Source organism: Phaeobacter sp. JH20_26, assembly GCF_048056275.1.
Taxonomy (GTDB): Bacteria; Pseudomonadota; Alphaproteobacteria; order Rhodobacterales; family Rhodobacteraceae; genus Phaeobacter; species Phaeobacter bryozoorum.
Map to the genome: position 1 here is coordinate 45053 of NZ_JAYMWL010000017.1, position 23319 is coordinate 68371.

Genomic DNA, 23319 nt, shown 5'->3' on the forward strand with positions numbered 1-23319 from the left:
CAGGCAGAGGCGTGAGAGCAATGGCACGAGACATCCAGAAGAAAGATCCAGGCCGCAATGCGGCCGGGCTGCCCCCCTATTTCAACATCGACCCCGACGCCGCCCTGGGCGATCTGGAGGCCCCCACCAGCACCGGCGGCTTTGCCGATATCGCCGAGGCCTGCGCGCGCGGCCGGGCCGATCTCTCCAGCCGGGGCATGAACGAAGAGGGCCGCAAGGAGCTGCGCCTGTTCTCCACCTGGGAGATCACCCGCTATCTGATCCCGGTCGCCCAGGCCCATTTCCGCCGGGTGCTGAAGGCCAACCCAGATCTGCCGCAGGGCCGCTCCGAGACCGAAGGTGGCGCCAAATGGTTCACTCTCGACGAGGTGCTGCGCCTGCGCGCGCATTTTGCCGCCCAGGGATCCAAGGCGAAGGATTACCAGCCCTACCGCCCCGAAGGGCTGCCCGCCAAAATGGTCGCTGTCGCCAACTTCAAGGGCGGCGTCGGCAAGACCTCCACAGCGGCCCATCTGGCGATGTCGGCGGCGCTGGATGGCTACAAGGTGCTGGTGATCGATCTTGATAGCCAGGGTTCGATGACCTCGATCTTTGGTGGCCGCGTGGAGGATGAATGGCAGACCGCCTTTCCGCTCTTGGCGCGCCATTACGGCGATCACCTGCGCCTGGAAAACCAGCGCCGTCTGGATCGCGGCGATGCGCCCCAGCCGCTGGACGACAGCCTGTCGGCGGCGATGGGCATGACGGCAGCGGATGTGATCCAGCCCACCCATTGGCCCAATATCGATCTGATCGGCGCGCAGCTGAACCTCTACTGGGCGGAGTTCCAGATCCCGGTCTGGCGGATGGCCGCGCGCAGCTGGAAGCTCTGGGATGCGCTCACCGAGCGGCTGGAGGCCGACGGGGTGCTGGAGCAATACGACGTGATCTTCATCGACACGCCGCCGGCGCTTGGCTATCTCACCATCAACGGGCTGTCGGCGGCGGATATCCTTCTGGTGCCGATGGGCGCGTCGTTTCTGGAATTCGACAGTACGGGGCGGTTTTTCGATATGCTGCATTCCACCTTCGCCTCCATCGAGGAGGGCGAGAATCTGGCGGCGCGCGCGCTGGGGCGGCCGGAGATTGCCTTTGAATGGGATGCGGTGCGCACGGTGATCACCCGCTATGACGGCGCCCAGCAGGGCGAGCTGGCGGCCTTGATGCAGGCCTATCTGGGCCCCACCCTGTCGCCGCACCGGCAGGATTACACCGCGCTGATCGGCCAGGCCGGCGAGCAGGTCAATGGCATCTACGAGGCCGATTACCGCGATTTCAACCGCGAGACCTACGCAAGGGGGCGCGAGACCTTTGACGCCACCTATGCGGCCTTCAAGCGGCTCCTGCTGGCGGTCTGGCGCCGGGATGAGTTGCAGATGCAGCGCGCGGCGCAGTAACGGGCTAAAAACGCAAAGCGCCTCATACTGCGACCCTGCACCCCCCAAAGGGCAAACAGGGCGTGCAGGGATCAGAACAGGCGCAGGAAGAGGACAGGCAGATGGCAAAACGCAAACGGCTTTCACCGGCACAGCCGACCTATCTCAGCACGGCACCTGAGAACAAATCCGCCCTCGGCGGCCCCGGTTCGCTGTCAGCGCCGCCGATTGCGCAGGTCGCCTCCGAAGCCGCCACAGAGGGCGCGCTGCAGGAGCTGACAGCGGTGCTGGAGACCGCCCGCGCCAAGGGGCTGATGATCGAGGAGATCGCGCTTGGCGCCATCGACGAGACCCATCTGGTGCGCGACCGGCTGGAGCAGGACGAGGAAGAGATGGGGGCGCTGGTCGGATCCCTGCGCGCCCGTGGCCAGCAGACCCCGATCGAGGTGGTCGCCCTGGGCGCGCAGGCCCCGGCGGGCAAGACCCATGGTCTGATCTCCGGCTGGCGCCGTCTGACCGCGATGCGCAGGCTATATGCCGAGAGCAATGATCCTGCCTTTGCCACCATCAAGGCGCTGGTGATCCAGCCCGACGGGGCCGAGGGCGCCTATGTGGCGATGGTCGAGGAAAACGAAATCCGGGTGAACCTCTCCCATTACGAACGCGCCCGCATTGCGGTGCGGGCGCTGCGCGAAGGGGTCTACAGCAGCCAGAAATACGCGCTGCAATCGCTCTTTGCCAATGCCACCCGCGCCAAACGCTCCAAGATCGGCAGCTTTGTCACCCTGGTCGAGGCGCTGGATGAGGAGCTGCTGTTTCCCACCGCCATCCGCGAGAAACTGGGATTGGGGCTGGCGCGGGCCTTTGTGCAGGATCCGGGCTTTGCCGATGCGGTGGTCGCGGCCCTGCGCGCCACCGCCCGCCCCACGGCAGAGGCGGAACAGGCGCTGCTGAGCCAGCTGCTTGAGGCCCATGAGGGGAGTGAGATCGCGCCGGCAGATCCGCCGGAGGCGGCCCCTGCCCCGGTTCCGTCCTCTGCCCCGGGTTCCTCTCCGGGTCCTTCTCCGGTGCCACGGGTGCGCAGCCTGGATCCGGCGGACAGCATCGGCGCACATGAGCGGGTGAGCGTGCAGGCCGCCGCTGGCGTGCGGCTGGGATTCACCCCCGGCCAGCAGCGGATCGAACTCACCGGGACAGCGGTGGACAGCACCCTGATGGAGGATCTGAAGGCCTGGCTGCGCCACCGCTGAACAGAGTCTGAGGATGATGTGAAAAGACCCTGATACAGCTGTATCAGGGTCTTTTTGTGTTTGGGGTGATGTCCGGGTGGGTTTAGCGGCCCACCCCGATATAGGTCTCGAACCCGGCGCGTTTGGCGGCTTTGGCGGTGTAGATATTGCGCAGATCCACCATCCGGGGCTGCGCCATCTTGCGCCCCAGCGCCTTCAGGTCGAGGGCGCGGAATTCATTCCATTCCGTCAGCAGCACCACCAGATCGGCATTGCGCACGGCCTTGTAGGGATCGTCTTCCCATTTGACACCGGGCAGCAGATCGCGGCCTTCGGCCTCGCCCTGCGGGTCCACCACCCGCACCTTGGCGCCGCCGCCGATCAGGGCCGGCACGATGGTGAGGCTGGGGGCCTCGCGCATGTCATCGGTGTTGGGTTTGAAGGTGACGCCAAGCACCGCGATGGTCTTGCCGTTGAAACTGCCGTCACAGGCATCGCGCAGCTTCTCCAGCATCCGCGCCTTGACCTCCTGATTGACCCGCATCACCGTTTCGGTGATCTGCATCGGATAGGCGTGGTCCTGCCCGATGCGCGCCAGCGCGGCGGTGTCCTTTGGGAAACACGACCCGCCATAGCCGGGACCGGCATGCAGAAACTTATTGCCGATGCGCCCGTCCAGCCCGATGCCACGGGCGACCTCCTTTACATCGGCGCCCACCCGTTCACAGAGGCCTGCGATTTCATTCATGAAGGTGATCTTGGTCGCGAGAAACGCATTGGCGGCATATTTGATCATCTCGGCGCTTTCGAGATCGGTGGTGAGGATCGGGAAATCGCGCAGGTAAAGCGGCCGGTAGATCTCGGCCATGACCTCGGCGGCGCGGTCGTTCTGCACGCCGACAACCACCCGGTCGGGGCGCATGAAATCATCAATCGCCGCCCCTTCGCGCAGGAATTCCGGATTGGAGGCGACGTCAAATTCCGCCGCCGGATTGGCTTTGGCAATCACCTGTTTCACCTGCCGGTTGGTGCCCAGGGGCACGGTCGATTTGGTGACCACCACGGTATAGCCCTGAAGGGCGGCGGCGATCTCCTCGCTGGCGGCCATCACATAGGTGAGATCGGCATGGCCATCGCCGCGCCGCGTGGGCGTGCCGACGGCGATGAACACCGCTTCGGCCTCGGCCACGGCGGCGGCCAGATCATCGGTAAAGGACAGCCGGCCCGCAGCCACATTGCGCGCCATCAGATCCTCCAGCCCCGGCTCGTAGATCGGCACCTCGCCGGCCTGCAGCCGCGCAATCTTGGCCGCATCCTTGTCGACACAGATCACATCATGGCCAAAGTCGGAAAAACAGACGCCGGAGACCAATCCGACATATCCGGTGCCAATCATTGCAATGCGCATGGGGGCGGTCCTTTGCTGTTGCCTCATATCCTCCGCTTGCAGGGGCGGAGTGTTGGGGATCAGACATATACGGGCGCGCGGGAAGCGGGAACCGGAATTTTGGTCAGGACTCAGGCTGATCAGGGTGCGGAAGTGGCCCAATGGGGCGGGGAGCGAAATAGGTCCGGTTCGGACCAAATGTTTCGCGTGCGAAACATTTGGTCAATTATGCTGACCTAAATTAGGGAGATGTCCTGATCCCGATTTCACAGAAATCGGGAGGCCTGCGGCGCGAGTATTTGGGGAAAGGTGACAGGTCAGAAGCGCATGTCGCGCCAGATCAACCCTGCCCGGATCAGCCTTGGGTGCCGCTGTAATACGCCCGGTACCAGGCGACAAACCGCGCGACGCCTTCTGCGACGCTGACCTGCGGTTCATATCCGGTGAGCTGGCTCAGCAAGCTGGTATCGGCCCAGGTGGCAGGCACATCGCCGGGCTGCATGTCCATCAGGTTTTTGCGGGCCGTGATCCCCAGCGCGGTTTCCAGCGCCGCGATATACTCCATCAGCGGCGTGGGTCTGGAGGCGCCGATATTGACCACCCGGAAGGGGGCGACAGGGCTGAGATTGTCCTGTTCCGAGACCGGCTGATCCCCCGGCACCGCGTCGATCAGCCCGGTGATGCCCGCAACCAGATCGTCGATATAGGTGAAATCCCGGCTCATCCTGCCGTGATTGTAGACGTCGATCGCCTCACCGGCCTCTATCGCCCTGGTGAATTTGAACAGCGCCATATCGGGCCGGCCCCAGGGCCCATAGACGGTGAAAAACCTGAACATCGTGGTCGGCAGCCCGTAGAGATGGGCATAGGAATGCGCCATTGTCTCGCCGGCCTTCTTGGTGGCGGCATAAAAGGACATCTGATGATCCGCCTGCTGGCGCTCATCAAAGGGCATCTGCGTGTTGGCACCATAGGCCGAGGAGGTGGAGGCGATCAGCATATGGGCGGGCGGATGGGCGCGGGCGGCCTCCAGCAGTTCAAAGGTGCCGATCAGATTGGCCTCAAGATAATCGCGCGGCGCATCGATGGAATGGCGCACCCCGGCCTGGGCGGCGAGATGGATCACCACATCCGGTTTATGGGTGGCAAACAGCCCCATCAGGCGGCCGGGATCTTCCAGCTTGCCAATGATTGGCGTGAAGCTCGCGTAATCCGCCAGCCGCGCATGGCGGCGTTTCTTCAGGGTGACGTCGTAATAGGGCGAGAGGCAATCCAGCCCAATGACATGCCAGCCTGCGGCGAGCAGCCGGTCTGCAAGGTGATAGCCGATAAAGCCGGCCGATCCGGTGATAAGAGCGGTTTTCATGCCCCTTAGGTGGCGGCTTGGGCGCGGGGTGTCAATGCGTCCTGTGGCGCGGGAAAGCGACCTGTGACCGGCAGGTGAATTGACAGCACGGTCTATTTATGAGCTTTGCGCCCTGAACCAGATCCGCCGCCGCCCACAGGAGCCTTTGCCACCGTGACTGAAACCCTGATCCCCGAGCCCGCGCATCAGGCTGCGGCCGCCGCTGGTGCTACCGCTGGTGCCGGACGTCTGGTGGCGGTGGTGGTCACCTATAATCGGCTTGCGAAACTCAAGGTGACATTGGCGCGGCTGCTGGACAGCCCGGGCGCGGAGCTGGCCGCTCTGGTGGTGGTGGACAATGCCTCTGATGATGGCACCGGCGACTGGCTGGCGACCTGGGCTGCGGATCATCCCCGCGCCGATGTGGTGCGCAGCGAGATCAACCGCGGCGGGGCCGGCGGTTTTGCCCTGGGGATGCAGCGCGCGATGGAGGCGCATGCCCCCGACTGGCTGGTGGTGATGGATGATGACGGCCGCCCGGAACCCGGCGGGCTGGCGGCGTTTCACGCCATGGGGCAGAGCGGTGAGCTGGCCCATTGGGACGCGGTGGCGGCGGCGGTCTATTTCCCAAGCGGCGAGATCTGCGAGATGAACCGCCCCTCGCGCAATCCGTTCTGGAGCCTGGGGCATTTCCTGTCCACCGCGCGCAAAGGGCGCGATGGGTTCCATATTCCGCGCAGCGCCTATGACGGCGGGCTGAGCGCGATTGATGTGACGTCTTTTGTGGGGTTTTTCATCTCGGCGGCGGCGGTGCGGCGGGTGGGCTACCCGGATCCGGACCTGTTCATCTATGGTGATGATGCGCTTTATACGCTGGGGCTCAGTGCGGCGGGCGGGCGCATCTGCTTTGCCGCCAATGTGCGGTTCGAGCATGATTTCTCCACCTTCAGCAATGGCGACAGCGGCCAGCGCTTTCGCCCGCTGTGGAAGGTCTATTACCACCACCGCAATCTGCTGCTGCTTTATCGGCAGGCGGCGGGCTGGCTGTTCTGGCCGGTGCTGCTGCTGATCCTGCCGAAATGGATCCTGAAAGTGCGTCATCACCCCGGCGTGCGCCGCGCCTATCTGCGGCTCACCTGGCTGGCGGTGCGCGACGGGCTGCTGCGGCGCCTGGGGCGCCGCCATGCCGCGGTGCTGGCAGAGGCTCGCGAATAAATAAGGCGCAGATCAGCGGTTCAGGATCACCCGGTGATAGCGGCGCATCAGGATCAGGCCCAGGGCGGTCAGTGTCATGCCGATCAGCAGCACATAGGCATGGCTGACGTAATCGGCATTATAGGTGGGATAAAATCCGGTGCGCATCAGCCCGATGATATGCAGAAGCGGATTATACCACAGAATGTCCTGTGCCACCGGCGGCAGGTCCTCGTAGATATAGATCACGCCGGAGGCCAGGAACAGCGGCCGGGTGATGATCGACCAGGCCACATCCCACAGGGGAAACAGCCCCATCAGCACCGCATTCATGCAGCCGACCCCCAGCCCGAGGATCATGGCGAGGGCGATGGCTTCGACCAGGGGGGGCAGGTCGATGGCGGTGCGGCTGTCGATCACCGCGAGGATACCGGTCATCAGCAGGGTGGTGATGACAATGCTGGTCAGGCTGTTCAGCACAAACCGTGCCAGGATCGCATCCAGCCAGGTGACAGCGGGGTATCGCAGCAGGGGGCGGGAATAGGCAAGCGCCCGCGCAACGGTGCCGGAGAGAGTCTGATACAGGTTAAATGGCAGGAATCCGGTTGCGTAAAACAGCAGGAAACTGGTGCCGAGCGACGGCGTGCGGATCACCAGCGAGAAGCCCAGCGACAGGAACAGGATCGCGGCCAGGGGCTCCAGGATCCCCCAGAGATAGCCACCGGGGGTGCGCCCGTAGCGGGTCGACATCTCGCGCAGCACCAGCGCGGCCACGGTGCGCAGCGTCGCCATGCTGCGGCGGTGGCGGCGATGCGGATTGGCGGCTGGGCTGGTGGGGATCTGGGCCGGCGTCTGGGCGGGAGCCTGTGCCGTAACCTGTGTCTTTGGCGGGCTTAACGGACGGGGCTGAGCCGGGGGCGCAGAAGAAGACAGGCTGGCCATGAACACCCCATGAATACCCATTGTGAAACGCGGATCGCGAACGGTATTATGAGAGAAACAAAAGACAATGACAAACGGCTTGGGGCAGGGTGCTTTTGGGCCGGGACAGGTTGATCATGACACAGACGCCCCCGTCGGCCCTGGCCGGACGCCCCGCCTCAGAAGAGGCGACATCAGAGGAGGCGGCTGCGGCAGATACCGCAGCAAGCACAGCAACCGGTACACCCGCTGCCTCTCCTGCTGCCACAGCATCGGCCCCGGATGCGGCAGAGGCCGCAGCCCCTGTCCAGCGGGTGCCGGATCCGGTCAAACAGCTGAAACGGGTACGGCGCAAGGCGCGCAAGGCCGAGGCCGCCGTTGCCGAGCTGGAGGCGCGTATCGCTGAGGCCGAGCAGCGCCCGGCCTATCCGCTGGCACGGCCTGCCAGCATGAAAAAACGCCACTGGGGGCTGGTGATCAGCTTTGTGGCCTTGGTGCTGGCGCCGCTCCTGGCGGTGATGATCTATCTCTGGACCTTTGCCGAGGATCAATATGCCTCCACCGCAGGCTTTACCGTGCGCAGCCAGGAAAGCAGCGGCGCCAATGATCTTCTGGGCGGGCTGGCGCAATTTACCGGCAACAGCAGCGCCTCGGACAGCGACATCCTCTATGAATTCATCCAGAGCCAGGAAATGGTGGCCGCGGTCGATGCGGCGGTGGATCTGCAGGGGCATTACAGTGCGCTCTGGCCGCGCGACTGGGCCTTTGCGCTCTGGCCGGAGGCGACGATCGAGGATCTGACCTGGTACTGGCAGCGCATTGTCGGGATCTCCTTTGACAGCGGCTCGGGGCTCATTGAGGTGCAGGCGCTGGCCTTTGACGCAGAAACCGCGCAGGCGATCACAAAAGCCATCGTCGCCGAGAGCCAGACCCGGATCAATGCGCTCAATGAACAGGCGCGCGCCGATGCGATGCGCTATGCCCGCGCCGATCTGGACGAGGCGCTGGAGCGGCTGAAGGCCGCGCGCCAGTTGCTGACCCAATTTCGCACCCGCACCCGGATCGTCGATCCCGAGGCCGATATCCAGGGCCGTATGGGGGTGATGAACAACCTTCAGCAGCAGCTGGCCGAGGCGCTGATCCAATATGATCTGCTGCGGGGCACGGTCAGCGAGGCGGATCCGCGGCTGACCAAGGCGCAGCAGCATATCGACGTCATTCGCGACCGCATCAATATCGAACGGCAGACCTTTACCTCCGACAATACCGACACCGGTGGTGTCGGTGAGGATTACCCGTCGCTGATTGCCGAATTCGAACGGCTGACGGTGGATCGCGAATATGCCGAGGAAAGCTACCGTGCCGCGCTGACGGCGCTGGAGGTGGCGCGCGATGATGCCGCCCGCCAGAGCCGCTATCTGGCGACCTATATCAACCCCACCCGTGCCACGGAGCCGGAATACCCGCGCCGCGCCGTGCTGGCGGCCCTGGCCGGGCTGTTCCTGCTGCTGACCTGGTCGATTCTGGCGCTGATCTATTATTCGATCCGCGACCGCAGCTGAGGCGAGAGGGCAGGGCAGTGATCCGGTTTGAAAATCTGACCAAGAGCTTCTGGCTCAAGGGGGAGCGGCGGGTTGTCATCGACAATCTGAACCTGACGCTGCCGACGGGCCGGTCGCTGGCGCTTCTGGGGCGCAACGGGGCGGGCAAATCCACCCTGCTGCAGCTGGTGGCGGGCACCATGCGCCCGGATCATGGCGAGATCATCTCCGATGGGTCGATCTCCTGGCCGGTGGGGCTGGCGGCGTCGTTTCATGGCGATCTGAGCGGGGCGGAGAACGTCCGTTTCATCGCCCGGATCTATGGGGTCGATACCGATGATCTGGTGGCATTTGTCGAGGATTTTGCCGAATTGGGCAAATTCTACCATATGCCGATGCGCAGCTATTCCTCGGGGATGCGGGCGCGGCTGACCTTTGGTGCGTCTATGGGGATCAAATTCGACACCTATCTGGTGGATGAGGTGACGGCGGTGGGCGATGCCGCCTTCAAGCGCAAGAGCCGCGATATCTTTACCGACCGGATGCGCCACTCCAGCGCCATTCTGGTCAATCATTCGATGCGCCAGCTGCGCCAGTTCTGCAATGCGGGGCTGGTTCTGGACAATGGTCGGCTGCGCTATTTCAGCGATCTGGATGAGGCCATTGCCGAGCATCACCGCCTGATGGCGGTCTGATGGCGGTCTGGCGGCGCTGCCCGATCTGCGGTTATGTCGTCGCAATATTCTGAAACAAAAGGGAAATGCGGCTCTTCGCCTGTGCGGAAACCGAACCTTGTGTGCCTCTGGATTGTTTGACAAAAAGGGCAGGGGACGCAAACAGGACGGGGTGCCGGGGTGAATATACTGATGGTGGGCGCAGGGCTTTCGGGCGCTGTGATCGGACGGTATCTGGCCGAGGCAGGCCACAGGATCACGGTCATGGACAGCCGCAGCCATATCGGCGGCAATTGCCATACCGAGCGCGACGCCGAGACCGGCGTCATGGTGCATGTCTACGGGCCGCATATCTTTCACACCGATGACGGCGAGGTCTGGGACTATGTGAACCGTTTCGCGCGTTTCCTGCCCTATAAGAACCGGGTGAAGACCACCAGCCTGGACCCCGAGGGGCGGCGCGGCGTGTTCTCGCTGCCGGTGAACCTGCATACGATCAACCAGTTCTTCGGCAAGACCCTGCGCCCCGAAGAGGCGCATGATTTCATCACCGAAGAACAGGCCGATACCTCCATCACCGATCCGCAGACCTTTGAGGAACAGGCGCTGCGCTTTGTCGGGCGCGATCTTTATGAGGCGTTTTTCAAGGGCTATACGATCAAGCAATGGGGCGTGGCGCCAAGCGCGCTGCCGGCCTCGATCCTGAAGCGGCTGCCGGTGCGGTTCAACTACGACGACAATTACTTCTTCCACAAATATCAGGGCATGCCGGAGGACGGCTATACCGCGATGATCGCCAAAATCCTCGATCATCCGGGCATAACGGTCAAGTTAGAGACTGTTTTTGATCAGTCCCAGGCGGCAGATTTTGACCATGTGTTCTACTCCGGGCCGCTGGATGGGTATTTCGACTACCAGCTGGGGCGGCTTGGCTACCGGACGCTGGATTTCGAACGTTTTACCCATCAGGGCGATTATCAGGGCTGCGCGGTGATGAACTACGGCGAGGAAGAGGTGCCCTATACCCGCATCACCGAACACAAGCATTTCGCCCCCTGGGAAAGCCACGACGGCTCGGTCTGCTACCGCGAATATTCCCGCGCCGCAGAGCCCGAGGACATCCCCTATTACCCGATCCGCCAGGTCGAGGAGAAGGCGCTGCTGGGCGATTATGTGGCGCTGGCGGAACAGGCCCAAGGGGTGACCTTTGTCGGCCGTCTGGGCACCTATCGCTATCTCGATATGGATGTGACCATCCGCGAGGCGCTGGACACCGCCCGCGGGTTCCTGGCGGCTGAGGCGCAGAACGCCCGGGTGCCTGCGTTCTTCGTGGCGCCGCTCTGAGCGGATCGGAGCGGATGTGAGAGGGCGGGCCGCTGCCGGGGCGGCGGCTTGGTCTGGACCCGTGCCGGATGTTAGAGTAGGGCTTGGGCGCTGGAAAACAAGGCTGATGCAGAAACGAGATGGAGCCGATGAGCGACAAGACCGGAGCCAGACCCAAGACGCTTGTGATTCACATCGGCGACCACAAGACCGGGACCACCACCATTCAGAACGCGCTGGCTGTTGGCAGCATTCAGCTGCATGACGCCAAGCTGCTGTACCCGGCCAAGCTCAACCATAATTACCTGACCGGGTTCATCACCAGCTATCGCAAGGGCACCCCCCTGCCCAAGCATCTTGAGGATCGCGATGGTCTGGAAGAGGTGGCGGCCCAGATTGCGGCCTCGGATGCGGATTATGCGGTGCTGTCCGCCGAGGCCTTTGAAAACATCCCGGCACCGGAATTCCACGATCTGGTCGAGACCTTCTTTCGCGGCTGCGCCGATCGCATCCATATCGTGGCCTATGTGCGCCCCCATGCGCAGCGGATCCTGTCGAGCTATGCCGAGCAGATCAAGATCGGCTGGTATCGCGACAGCATGCAGGACTTCTTTGACCACAATCTGCAAAATGGCCGGTTCCATTACGCGCCGCGCTTTGCCCAGTGGCGGGCGCTGTTCGGCGATGAGTTCACCCTGCGCCCGATGATCCGCAAGGAGCTGAAAAACGGTTCGGTACTGGATGATTTCGCCGAGGTGGCCTTTGACGGGCGGCCCTGCACGGTGGAGGAATTCGAGCCTGAAAACCAGGCCATGACCGTGCGCGAGCTGGCGCTGATGTATTTCCTGCAGGGCCAGTTCCAGGAGCAGGACCCCTGGCTGCGCCATACGCTGGGCTGGGAATTGTCGCGCCAGCTGGACCGTTCGCGCAGCGAGAGCGAGGCCAAGGTGCGCAAACTGGTGATGGCGCGGGATCTGGCCGAGGCCGCCACCGCCGCCTACCGCAGCGATGCCGAGATCATGGATCGCGAATTCTTTGGCGGCCGGCCGCTCCTGCGGAATGCGCTGCGCGACATGGAAAAACAATCCGCCCCGCGTGCGCCCTCGCTGGATCCGAGTCAGTTCTTCAGCCCCGAACATCTGCGCAATCTGACCGTCATGGCCAAGATCATCGAAGGTATGCTGGAACGGCAGGGCAAATGGCCCTCCTATTTCCACAGCCACCGGATCAAGGATATTGAGCGGCACAAGAATGCGCGTCTGGGGCTGGATGAAAATGGCGATCCGCTGGACCCCGAGGCGGAGATGCCGACCGTATCCGAGACCGCAGCGCCGCCCGCCACACAGAGCGCCGCCACCACATCTGACAGGCCGGCCCAGACACCACCGCCCGCCCGCGCCCTTGCACATGCCGCAGCCGCGGCTGCGCCACAGAAGGATCAGCCATGAATATCCGTTCCTCCCTTGCTGCGGTCATCGTGACCTATAACCGGCTGGACAAGCTGAAGCGCGTGATCGCCGCCCTGCAGGCACAGACCTGCCTGCCGGAACGGGTCTTTGTGATCGACAATGCCTCCACCGATGAAACCGGCAGCTGGCTGAGCCAGCTGCAGAAGGACGACCCCCGGTTTCAGCATGTGCGCCTGCCGGAAAACATCGGCGGCGCCGGTGGCTTTTACGAGGGCGCGCGGGTGGCCTATGAGGAAGGTTATGATTTCATCTGGTTCAGCGATGACGACGCCTATCCCGAGCCCAATGCCATTGAGCTGCTGCTGACCGGCATCAAGGATTTCGAGGCGCGGTTCACCTGGCGGCCGTCTTTTGCCTGTTCGGCGGTGAAATGGACCAATGGCGATCTCTGCGAGATGAACACGCCCTCAACGGTCTGGGACTGGCCGCGGTTCTACAGCCCCGAGACGCCCTATTTCTTGGTCGGTTCCTGCTCCTTTGTCTCGGTGCTGGTGCCGCGTTGGGCGATCCAGAAACATGGCTTTCCGATCAAGGAATATTTCATCTGGTACGATGACGCCGAATACACCCAGCGTATCGCCAAATCCTATCCCGGCATCTACTGCCCCAACAGCGTGGTGGTCCATGATGTGCCGGAAAACAAGGGCGTGAACTATTCGCTGGTGAACCAGGCCAATATCTGGAAATTCCGCTATGGTGCGCGCAATGAGGCCTCGTTCCGCCGCCGCGAACAGGGCTGGGCCGGGGTGGCGGTCTTTGCCCGCGGGGTGCGGCGGCAGATGCGCCAGGGCAATGTGGAGAAATCGCTGCGCCGTGAGGTCTACAAGGCGATCTGGCAGGGCTGCTCCTTCAACCCGCCGATCATCCGCCCCGACCCCGATACCGGCGTCTGAGGCGAGATCTGCCCGCAAAACCACCCGCAGCGCCGGATCCGCCGGACAGATGTATCACAGATCAAAAGGACAGGCAGGGAGCCCCCATGTCTCAGGACAGAGAGTATATCGATCAGGAGATCGCCCAGATCCGTTTCATTTATGAGACGCTCTACCCCGAGATCCCGGTCGAGGCCCATATGTGGTGGGAAGAGGCCAAGCTGCCGACCCCGGCGGTGCAGCCGCAGGATATGTCCTATGGCGCCGAGATGATGGCGCTGACCTATATCGGCAATCTGCGCACCGGGCCGCAGGAAACCCCGGCGCTGCCGGGCAAGCGGGTGTTTGTCACCATCCCCTCGCCGCGTCAGGTGGCGGTCCGCGAAAGTGCCGGCGGCGTGGCCTGGCACAAACGGCCGCGCAAATATCGCGCCATTCACGCGCTCTCGCCGATATTGGCGGAGCAGATGAAATACCAGATCGAGGCCCGGCGCTGGCGCAAGCTTCCCGCCCGGCATAAATTCTCCCGCCTGGCCTGTTCGCGTGGCATCTTCGAGACCCAGACGATGGCCCCTGAGGGGCGCCATGGCGGCAAGGATCCGGCAATCCTGATCGGGTTGCACTGGCTGGATGTGGGCGGCGCCGAAAGCCTTGGCATCGACAGCATCCGCTGGGCGCTGGACGCCGGGTTGCGGGTGTTTGTCATGGTCGGGCAGGAAGGTCCCGAACGGCTGCTGGCCAAGCTGCCGGAAGATCCGCGCCTGCAGCTGATCCGCACCGATCGCTATCTGCCGCGCAGCCAGACCAGCGCCTTTGTCAGTCAGCTGATTGCGCAGGAAAACATCATCCTCACCCACAATCACCACTGTGTGCCGCTCTATGATGCGCTGCCGACGATCAAGCTGCGCCATCCGCATGTGGTCAATCTCGACAGCACCCATATCGTGGAATATGCCGATGGCGGCTATCCGCGGATTTCCGGTGTCTGGAGCAATTTTATCGACCATCACCATGTGATCAGCGGCGAGTTGGAGCGGTTCTACAAGGAACGCTTCCGGGTTTATGGCAGCAAGCTGGTGCTGGGGCGTCTGCTGGATGACAGCCGTCGCGGCGCTGACGTGGCGCCGGTGCGGATCCGCGCGGGCCAGACCCGCTGCCGCGTCGCCTTTGTCGGGCGGATGGTGCATCAGAAACGCCCGGTGGTGGCGCTGTCGATCATCCGGCGGCTGCGGGCCTGGGGCAAACGCAACGGCGTGGATTTCCGCTTTGATATGGTGGGCGAGGGCCCCTATCGCGGCGCGGTGGAACATCTTTTGACCCGCTACCGTCTGGCGGATGTGGTGCATCTGCATCCCGCAGGCACCGATGTGCCGGGCCTTCTGGGGCAGAGCGATATCCTCCTGGTGCCGTCCTCGAACGAAGGGCTGGCGCTGGTCTGCTATGAGGCGATCGAGGCCGGCTGTGTGCCGATCTGTTCCGATGTGGGGGCGCAGGCGGAGATCTGCCCGCCGGAGACGCTGGTGGCTTGGTCGCCGCTGCAGGCAGTGCGCGAGAGTGTCGCGGTGGTGCAGCGGCTGTTGCGCGAGGAGGGTTTTGCCGAGGGGGTGGAGGCCGGCCAGCGCGCCCGGATGCAGGCCTTGCAGAATGACCCTTCGGCGCGCGAGGTGCTGTCGCAGCTGTATCGTGATGCGCTGGCGGCGGTCGCGGCGGAGAGGACGGGCAGCACACCTGCGGCGGCAGAGCGCCCCGTGCCCCCAAGCCCCTATCTGGAAAAAAAAAAGCGTAAGCTCTGGCTGCATATAGGGTCGCATAAGACGGGATCGACTTCGTTGCAGATCGCGCTGCGACAAGGCCAGATGCAACAGACCTTGGGCAGCTGGAGTTATCTGCATGCAAAGCCCCGGGTCGATTTCAACCCTCTCATCCGCAATCACAAGATGGGAGGGAACATGTATTCCGAATTGCGCTGGCCGTTTCTGGAGCGGCGCATGGCGGATGCGGATCAGCGGGAGTGTGGCGACTGTATCATCGCGACGGAAATGCTGTTCTGGCTGATGAACCCGAACGATATCCGGGCATTGCACAGGCGGCTGCGTGAGCATTTCGACGAGATCAACGTGGTGGCCTATCTGCGCCGTCAGGACACATTGGCGCTGTCGCACCGCAAACAGGTGATCCTGGGGCAGACGGCCTATCAGTTCTATGGCGCGCAGCTGCAGGCCTTGCCGGTCTATCGGCCGCATATGATGCGCTATTTCGACTATGCCACCAAGCTGGCGCGCTGGGAGGAGATGTTCGGGGCCGGGAATGTCACCGTGCGCCGCTTCCAGCGCAGGGATCTGGTGGGCGGCGACACGGTGCTGGATTTTTACAATCTGGTGGGGCTGACGCCGCCGGACAATCCGCCGCGTGACAACGAGGCCTGGTCGCGCAGCCAGATTCTGGCGGGGCTGTGGCTGCGTCAGCAGGGATTTCCCAAGAGCAGTTTTGAACAGATCCTGCGGGAGCTGCCGGAGGATGGGCCGTTGTTGCCGTCGCGGGCGGAGATGCAGGGCTTTCTGGCGCGGTTTGACGACATCAATCGCAGGCTCGCGCAGCGTTATGATCCCGAGGGGCCGGAGAGCTTCTTTGATCTGGAGTTCGACCGCTACCCGGAGGTGGCCAATGGTGGCCGCACAGCGGCGGGCGGGTTTGACGGTGATCCGGTGCTGACAAAAGAGCTGTTGCAGGAGCTGAAGGCCGGGGCCGAGGCGGAATGCGCCCGGCAGGATCTGGCGCGGGATCCGCTCAATACGGCGGATCAGCTGCTGGATCTGGTGGAGGCCTGAACCGGTCACCCACAGGAAAACGGGCGCTGGACCCTCCCCCCCCCGCAGGGATCTGCGGGGGTTTTCTTTGCGCAGTGCAATCCCCCGGCAAAGAAACCAGCACAGACAACAGCGCTCCCGCGCAAAAGAAAAGGCCCCGCAAAGCGGGGCCTTCCCTAAGACTGTGACAGCGCGGATTAGGCGAAGTCGAAGTCGGATGCGTCCAGGTCTGCCAGGGTCAGGCTCGCCAGGGTCACGGTGGTGTCAGCATCGATATCGAGGACCACACCTGCGCTTGTCTGGTAAGCAATGGCCAGAACGTCGGCCAGGTCGTTGTAACCCAGACCTTCGACGTTCAGCTTGTCGCCAGTGGTGAAGTTGTTGATGAGGGTCGCACCGCTGTCGTCACGCAGGATGAAGGTGTCATCGTCTGCGCCACCGTCCATGGTGTCGTTGCCGAGGCTGACATACATCATGTCGGAGCCAGCGCCACCGTTGACGACGTCATCGCCAGCACCGCCGCGCAGTTCGTCGGCACCAGCGCCGCCGTCCAGATTGTCGTCGCCGTCACCGCCACGCAGTTCGTCGTCGCCAGTGTTGCCGACCAGGGTGTCTTCGCCAGCACCGCCGTTGATGACGTCGTTGCCTGCGCCACCGTCGAGGTTGGTGTCGTCGCCGTTGCCGCCGAAGAGGGTGTCAGCACCAGCGCCACCGGTGATGTTGTCTGCACCTGCGCCGCCACCCAGGGTGTTTGCATCGGTTGCAGTTGCACCAGTTACAATGATGGTGTCGGTGCCATTGCCGCCACGGATGACGTTGCTACCGGCGCCGCCGTCGAGCACGTCGTCGCCGTTGCCACCGATCAGGGTGTCATTGCCGAGACCTGCGGTAATGGTGTTGTCTTCATCGTTGCCGTTGAAGGTGTCGTTGCCCAGGTCTTCGCCGCCGAAGTCGGAGTTTTCGTCAACGTTGGCCGCTGCGCCTGTGCCAGCTTCCCATGTGTCGTCACCGGTGGTGAAGGGAATTTCTGCGGTATAGGTCACAGTGACGGTACGGGTTTCGGTGCCAGCTGCGTTTGCAACAACAACTTCGTAGGAGAAGGATGCGTCGTCACCAACGTTGCCCTGTGCGGCAATCGCTGCGGTGTTCGCAGTGAAGGTCACAGTCTGGGCACCGCTGTTGACGGTGAAAGCACCATCAGCGTTCACGAAGTTGCTGCCAACGGTTGCAATGTTCTGGCCGTCAACGCTGACGATGGATGCTGCGGTGAAGGCGTTTACTGCCGCGTCCGCACCGTCCCAGTCATAGCTGTTGATGGTGGTCAGGGTCGCTGCTGCGCCGCTGTTGACGGATGCGGGCTGGATGATGCCCTCGGACGCAACACCGGCTTCGATGGTCACGCCATCAGCCAGAGTGACAGAAGTGAAGCCTTCGGTCAGCGACGCGCCGGCAACAGTCCAGGTGTCGTTCGCTTCGTCATAGGCGAGAGTGGCAACCTGTGCGACAAAAGTGTCAGCCGCGTTGTTCAGGGTCAGCGTATCCGCACCACCGTTGCCGTCGATGCTGTTCGCGCCGATTGCGTCGGTCAGGGTGATTGTGTCATCGCTTGTGCTGCCTGCGACAACGGTCACACCAGCTGCTGCATTAATATTAGCCATTTTCTACTCCGTAGTAATGCTCGTCGATTTCTGCGAACAAACGCGCCTGCCTTATGCCCGCAAAGGTTTTACCGCTCTCTGTCTCTCTGGATGGGGGTCTGTTGTCAAGGAAACTTGCGCCAGAGGGGTCAGGAATTGCGGAGATGTCGAAATCGTGCCCTTCCCGCCACGCCGCGGGGGGAGGGCACGGCGGGGATTTCTGGTGGAGTCACCCATTTTAAGGGTTGAAAAGGCGGAGTCTTTTTGCAAACTCTATGCCCCATAGGGGGTGCGTTGCGGCGGGCCTGCGGGAGCTATTGTGGAATGGCCCCTATTTTTGCGGCAGAACTTGACGTTTTGCGAAGATTCTGCGCATTTTGTTAACTCTTTGTTAATACATCCTATGAGGGTAGGGAATTCCTGACCCCTGCCATTCCCTCTCCTTCAGGGTGTGTGGTTTTTGCCACCATGGCCGGACAGGCTTTTCATTTATCAACATTCCGCCCCGGCGTTTTAAATGACGCGCGCGAATTCTTTCACATTTTATTCGCGCAAAGAGAGCTTTGATTTAAATTAATCGGCTTTTTTTGGGGTAATCTCCGCCATATGCCGTCGAGAGTTTCACTTTTTCTACACTACGCCCTTTGGTGTAGGAAGGTGGTAGCGCCCCGATGCGGGGAAAAACCGGTCAAATCCGGCCAGATCTGACGCAAGGGCAGCTGCGCGGACAGAGAATCTCTGGCCCGCTGCCGGGGCTGTGTCCCTGTTGGAGCAGACCAGAGCAGGCCGGGGGAATCGCGAGGGCGGGCCGACTCCGGGTTGGCTGGGGGGCGGTGGTTCGGGGCGGTCAGCAGACTGCCGGGGCTTGCGGCAGGCACATGCCCCGGGGTGGCCGCTGCATGCCGGTCAGCCGTAGCAGCGGCTCACCAGCTGGTGCAGGCGGGCGTCGTTGCGGCTTTTCTCGCCGACGATATTGCGCACCGCATCGGGGATCTCTTCGGCGGCTTTTGCCGTGCTGCCGGTGTTCTCGCGATGCTCGGCCAGTTCGGCTGCAAGACCGTGGCTGCGGCGGAAATGCTGCAGGCTGGCGCCCAGATGTTCGGTCACGCCGATAAAGCTGTAGTAGCGGTTCAGCTTCTCCAGCGCGTGATCAAAGGAGTAGAAGGCGCCGGTCATCAGCGACAGCTGATAGTCCAGCGGCAGCGCCTGGGCATAGGCCTCCAGCGTCGGGTAGCGGGCGGCAAAGGCCTCGTGCTGGGGGTGTTTGTCGGAGGTGTTGTAGCGGTAGTTGGACACGAAGCGGTCCAGCGGATCGCGGATGATGGTGGCGCATTTCAGCGGCAGTTCCTGATGGCGCCAGTACATGACGTCGGACCATGCGAAATGCCCCATCAGCACCTGACGGCAGGGGTTGGCCTCATCGCTGCGCCGGTAGAGCGCCTTGCGCGTCTTGTTGCGGAAGGACTGGTTGGTGTTCTCCCAGGAGACCGGGTGAAAAATGTCAAAAGCCGCCTGCAGCGCCTTGCCCACCGACATGCCCGCGGTCTTGGGGATATGCATGAACAGGATCACGTCATTGAGGTCGTGATAGGCCTCTGGCGCCACCAGCCGGGGTGCAAACCGAGCCTCAAAGGCGGTCTCGGCAACGGTCTTGATACCGGAGGTCTGAGAGGAAACCTGTGACATGATAAGGGCTTGCTCCACGTTGGGCGGCAGGTGCCGGATGCGCTGTCGGGCCTTAGCGAAGGGGGGGCTGGATGTCAATCTGAGCAGCGGGGAGGCGGCCGGTTTGCGCCCCCCCCTGTGGCAGGGCGGCTGCCTGCGGGCGGCCAGTGATGCGGCGCCGCCGCGCCTGCCGCCTATTCTATGAGGAACGGGGAGAGCTGTTTGACAAGGCTCCGGCGGCTGTGCTTTTGACCCTGTGCAGAGATGCCCGGAGAACAGGGGCGCCCATCGCCATTGGCAGGAGCCATTGTGCATCCGGGCGTGTCCGGGCATATCCCCCTGATCCCGGCCCGCTCTGCCCAGATCTTTCTTGCGGGTGGCCGGGTCTCTTGGACTTCTTACTTTTGGTTGCCCGTCCGGGTGACCCAGACAAAGGCAATACGTCAATGGCACGCACCTCGGCACAGCAATCAGGATCGGCGCATAAGGCGGGGCTGGCTGAGATCCGCAAGGCCCGCAGGGGCAACCGCGGCGCCTTCTGGCTGATCGGCCTGTTCAGCTTCTTTGCCAATCTGCTGATGCTGACCAGCCCGCTTTATATGATGCAGGTCTATGACCGGGTGCTGGGCAGCCGCTCGCTGGAGACGCTGGTGGCGCTGACGGTGCTGGCGGGATTCCTGTTCCTGATCATGGGCATTCTGGATTACGTGCGCGGCCGGATCCTGGCACGGGTCGGGGCGCGGTTCCATGACCAGCTGGAAACCCGGGTGTTCAATGCGGTGCAGGACAAATCGGCGGCCGGCTTCAATGACGACATCGCCAAGGTGGGGCTGCGGGATCTGGAGGCGATGCAGAAGGCGCTCTCCTCTCCTATTGTTTCGGCCTTTTTCGATCTGCCCTGGACACCGCTGTTTCTGGGGCTGATCGCGGTGTTCCATCCGCTTCTGGGTCTGCTGGCGCTGATCGGCGGTGGCGTGCTGGTGGCTTTTGCCCTGGCCAATCAGATGATTTCCAAGGCGCCGGTCGAGAATGCCAGCATGATGGCCGCCTCGGCGCATCAGGTCTCGGACGGGATGCGCAACAATGCCGAGCTGATCCAGGGGCTGGGAATGCGCCGTGCGGCTTTTGCCAAATGGCGGATGCTGCGCAGCCAGGCGGTTGGATCTGAGCTGAGCGCGGCGGATATGACCGGTGGGTTCAGCACCGCCACCCGCACCTTCCGGCTGGCGCTGCAATCGGCGATGCTGGGCACCGGCGCCTATCTGGTGCTGACCGAAGGGCTGACACCGGGGGTGATGATCGCCTCCTCCATCATCATGGGCCGGGCTCTGGCTCCGATCGAGACGCTGATCGGTCAATGGGCTCTGGTGCAGCGCGCCCTGCAGGCGCAGGAGCGGCTGGCGCAGATGCTGAGCGAAACCCCGGAGCGCCCGGCGCCGATGAAGCTGGCCCGCCCGGCCGCCAAGCTGGAGGTACAGGGCGTGGCCCTGGTGCCGCCGGTGGCGCCGGGGCAGGTGGCCAAACCGGTCCTGCAGGGGCTGAATTTCAATATCCAGCCCGGGCAGGCGCTGGGGGTGATCGGGGCCTCTGGGGCGGGGAAATCCTCGCTGGCGCGGGCGCTGATCGGCGTCTGGCACCCGGTCTCGGGCAAGATCCGCCTCGATGGGGCGGCGCTCAATCAATATGACATGGATGATCTGGGCAGCTACATCGGCTATCTGCCGCAGCAGGTGACGCTGTTTGACGGCACCATTGCCGAAAACATTGCCCGGCTGTCGATGATGCCGGATCCCGATCAGGTGGTGGCTGCCGCCCGCAAGGCCGCGGTCCACGACATGATCCTGCAATTGCCGCAGGGTTATGACACGCCGGTGCGGGTGGCCAGCACCCGGCTGTCGGGTGGGCAGGTGCAGCGCATCGGCCTGGCGCGGGCCCTTTACGGCGATCCGGTGCTTCTGGTGCTGGATGAGCCGAACTCCAACCTCGACAATGAAGGCAGCCAGGCGCTGAACCTGGCGGTGGCCCATGCCAAACAGGACGGCCGTGCGGTGGTCATCATGGCGCATCGCCCGGCGGCGATTCAGCTCTGCGACCTGATCCTGATCCTCGACAACGGGGCGCAGCGGGCCTTTGGGGCCAAGGATGCGGTGCTGCGTGAGCATCTGCAGAACCCGCAGGCCGGCCAGCAGAAACCGGCCCCGAAACAAGCCCCGAAACAGGCTACAGTGCAGGTCGCAGCACAGGCCACAGAAGACGATGCGGCACAGCTGCCGCAGGAGGCAGCCACTTCGGCCCCGGAAACGCCGGTCCAGAAACAGCCGTCTCCGAAACAGGCAGAGGCAAAAGCATGAGCGATACATCCAAATCCTACCCGATCCGTGGGCTGACCATTGCCGGGCTGCTGGCGCTGGGGCTGCTTGTAGGCGGCATTGGCCAATGGGCGGCGACGGCGGAAATCTCCGGTGCGGTGATTGCCTCCGGTTCCATCAAGGTGGAGCAGAACCGGCAGGTGGTGCAGCACCCCTATGGCGGCGTTGTCGACGACGTGCTGGTGAGCGAGGGCGATCTGGTCGAGGAGGACGCGCTGTTGCTGCGGCTGGAGCCGTCGGAGCTGCTGGCCGAACGGCAGATCGTCGAAGGTCAGCTGGCCGAAACCCTGGCCCGGCGCAGCCGCTACAGTGCCGAACGCGACGAGGCCGAGGAAATCACCTTTGCCGAGCTGCTGTTCGAGCTGAGCGGCACCCATGTGCAGACCGAAGAGCTGATCAACGGTCAGAAACGCCTGTTTGAAGCGCGCCTGGTCAATCTGCGCGCCCGCATCAGCCGCCTGCAGGAACGGATCGGCCAGATCCAGAGCCAGATCGACGGCATCGAGGCGCAGCAGTCGGCGCTGCAGGAACAGCTGGTGCTGATCGGCCAGGAGCTGGAAAACCAGCAGAGCCTGCTGGCACAGGGGTTGGCACAGTCCAGCCGGGTGCTGTCGCTGCAGCGCGAACAGTCACGGCTGCGCGGTCAGGCCGGGGCGCTGACCGCGCAGAAGGCCCAGGCCGAAGGGCAGGTGACCGAACTGGGTCTGGAGATCCTCAACCAGAAAAGCGCGCGGCGCGAAGAGGCGATCACCACCCTGCGCGACCTGCAGGTGCGTGAGCTGGAGCTGATCGAACGGCGCAATGTGATCCTGCAGCGGCTGTCCCGGCTGGAGGTACGCGCCCCGGTGGCGGGGGTGGTCTATGATCTCAATGTCTTTGCCCGCAAATCGGTGATCCGGGCGGCGGATCCGCTGATGTATCTGATCCCGCAGAGCCAGCCGCTGGTGATTTCGGCGCAGGTGGCGCCGTCGGACATTGATCAGGTCTATCTCAACCAGCCGGTCAGCCTGAATTTCTCCAGCTTCAACCAGCGCACCACGCCGACGCTGTTTGGCACGGTGAGCACGGTATCGGGCGATTCCTTTGTCGATCCGCAGACCGGGCGCAGCTATTACGTGGTCGAGGTGCGGCTGAACAAAGGCGAGGCCGCCCGCCTGCCCGAGGGCAATGTGCTGGTGCCGGGGATGCCGGTGGAGACCTTTATCCAGACCAACAGCCGCACGCCCTTTGCCTATCTGTTGCAGCCCTTCACCGATTATCTCAACCGCGCCTTCCGCGAGAGCTGAGCCTGTCAGCCCGGCTCTCGCCTCCCTCCTGCCGATCCGGACAGGGGGATATGCCGGGGGGACATGCGGGCGGAAAATCGGCTGCCACTCCGTCGCAACATGTTTTAGACTGACGCGACCCCGCGCCAAGATACCAGCAAGTTACCAGGGCGCGGCTGATCGCATGAGATTTAAGGATAGCAGAT

The 23319-nt window shown here is 63.2% G+C and carries 16 protein-coding genes; 11 read left to right on the forward strand and 5 right to left on the reverse strand.

The features are described 5' to 3' along the window. Positions 1-20: 20 nt before the first annotated feature. Positions 21-1436, forward strand: coding sequence for an AAA family ATPase (locus VWY60_RS15175; RefSeq protein ID WP_340547839.1), 1416 nt, complete (start codon positions 21-23; stop codon positions 1434-1436). A 101-nt stretch (positions 1437-1537) separates the two neighbouring features. Continuing rightward, a complete protein-coding gene (locus tag VWY60_RS15180) occupies positions 1538-2665 on the forward strand; it encodes a ParB/RepB/Spo0J family partition protein (protein ID WP_416541055.1) in 1128 nt (375 codons plus the stop codon). An 82-nt stretch (positions 2666-2747) separates the two neighbouring features. Here VWY60_RS15180 and VWY60_RS15185 read toward each other — a convergent pair whose 3' ends face one another. Continuing rightward, positions 2748-4052: a UDP-glucose dehydrogenase family protein gene (locus VWY60_RS15185; protein ID WP_260107657.1), complete on the reverse strand. Its 1305-nt coding sequence runs from the start codon at positions 4050-4052 to the stop codon at positions 2748-2750. Positions 4053-4386: 334 nt separating this feature from the next. Next, positions 4387-5397: an NAD-dependent epimerase/dehydratase family protein gene (locus VWY60_RS15190; RefSeq protein WP_416541056.1), complete on the reverse strand. Its 1011-nt coding sequence runs from the start codon at positions 5395-5397 to the stop codon at positions 4387-4389. Between the two features lie 153 nt (positions 5398-5550). Here VWY60_RS15190 and VWY60_RS15195 point away from each other — a divergent pair, with 153 nt between their 5' ends. Further along, positions 5551-6591 carry a glycosyltransferase gene (locus VWY60_RS15195; RefSeq protein ID WP_416541057.1) on the forward strand — a complete coding sequence of 347 codons (1041 nt, stop codon included), beginning with the start codon at positions 5551-5553 and terminating at the stop codon, positions 6589-6591. 12 nt (positions 6592-6603) lie between these two features. Here the strand turns inward: VWY60_RS15195 and VWY60_RS15200 are convergent, their stop codons facing one another. Further along, complete coding sequence (locus tag VWY60_RS15200) at positions 6604-7512, reverse strand: ABC transporter permease (RefSeq protein WP_416535230.1); 909 nt, start codon at positions 7510-7512, stop codon at positions 6604-6606. A 116-nt stretch (positions 7513-7628) separates the two neighbouring features. Here VWY60_RS15200 and VWY60_RS15205 point away from each other — a divergent pair, with 116 nt between their 5' ends. The 6 genes from VWY60_RS15205 to VWY60_RS15230 all read left to right on the forward strand — a co-directional run bounded on the left by VWY60_RS15205 (position 7629) and on the right by VWY60_RS15230 (position 16198). Next, the gene (locus VWY60_RS15205) at positions 7629-9053 is read left to right on the forward strand and encodes a sugar transporter (protein WP_416541058.1); all 1425 of its coding nucleotides are present in this window, start codon (positions 7629-7631) and stop codon (positions 9051-9053) included. 17 nt (positions 9054-9070) lie between these two features. Next, positions 9071-9727: an ABC transporter ATP-binding protein gene (locus VWY60_RS15210; protein ID WP_340547845.1), complete on the forward strand. Its 657-nt coding sequence runs from the start codon at positions 9071-9073 to the stop codon at positions 9725-9727. Positions 9728-9886: 159 nt separating this feature from the next. Then, positions 9887-11050, forward strand: a complete 1164-nt coding sequence (gene glf, locus VWY60_RS15215) for a UDP-galactopyranose mutase (RefSeq protein ID WP_416541059.1) — start codon at positions 9887-9889, stop codon at positions 11048-11050. A gap of 128 nt (positions 11051-11178) precedes the next feature. After that, entirely contained in the window at positions 11179-12477 is a 1299-nt protein-coding gene (locus VWY60_RS15220; protein ID WP_340547847.1) for a hypothetical protein, read from the forward strand. Further along, positions 12474-13391 (forward strand): glycosyltransferase family 2 protein, encoded by a 918-nt coding sequence (locus VWY60_RS15225; protein WP_340547848.1) that lies wholly within the window; start codon positions 12474-12476, stop codon positions 13389-13391. The genes VWY60_RS15220 and VWY60_RS15225 overlap by 4 nt, the downstream gene beginning before the upstream one ends. A gap of 86 nt (positions 13392-13477) precedes the next feature. Continuing rightward, positions 13478-16198, forward strand: coding sequence for a glycosyltransferase family 4 protein (locus VWY60_RS15230; RefSeq protein WP_416541060.1), 2721 nt, complete (start codon positions 13478-13480; stop codon positions 16196-16198). 176 nt (positions 16199-16374) lie between these two features. On the opposite strand, the gene VWY60_RS15235 is transcribed toward VWY60_RS15230, so the two are convergent. After that, positions 16375-17835: a calcium-binding protein gene (locus tag VWY60_RS15235; RefSeq protein WP_416541061.1), complete on the reverse strand. Its 1461-nt coding sequence runs from the start codon at positions 17833-17835 to the stop codon at positions 16375-16377. Positions 17836-18720: 885 nt separating this feature from the next. Beyond that, on the reverse strand, positions 18721-19500 hold the full coding sequence (locus VWY60_RS15240) for a sulfotransferase family 2 domain-containing protein (protein ID WP_416537067.1): 780 nt from the start codon (positions 19498-19500) through the stop codon (positions 18721-18723). Positions 19501-19925: 425 nt separating this feature from the next. On the opposite strand from VWY60_RS15240, the gene VWY60_RS15245 reads away from it, so the two are divergent. Further along, positions 19926-21830 (forward strand): type I secretion system permease/ATPase, encoded by a 1905-nt coding sequence (locus VWY60_RS15245; RefSeq protein WP_416535235.1) that lies wholly within the window; start codon positions 19926-19928, stop codon positions 21828-21830. Further along, on the forward strand, positions 21827-23134 hold the full coding sequence (locus tag VWY60_RS15250) for an HlyD family type I secretion periplasmic adaptor subunit (protein ID WP_416541062.1): 1308 nt from the start codon (positions 21827-21829) through the stop codon (positions 23132-23134). The genes VWY60_RS15245 and VWY60_RS15250 overlap by 4 nt, the downstream gene beginning before the upstream one ends. Positions 23135-23319 lie beyond the last annotated feature (185 nt).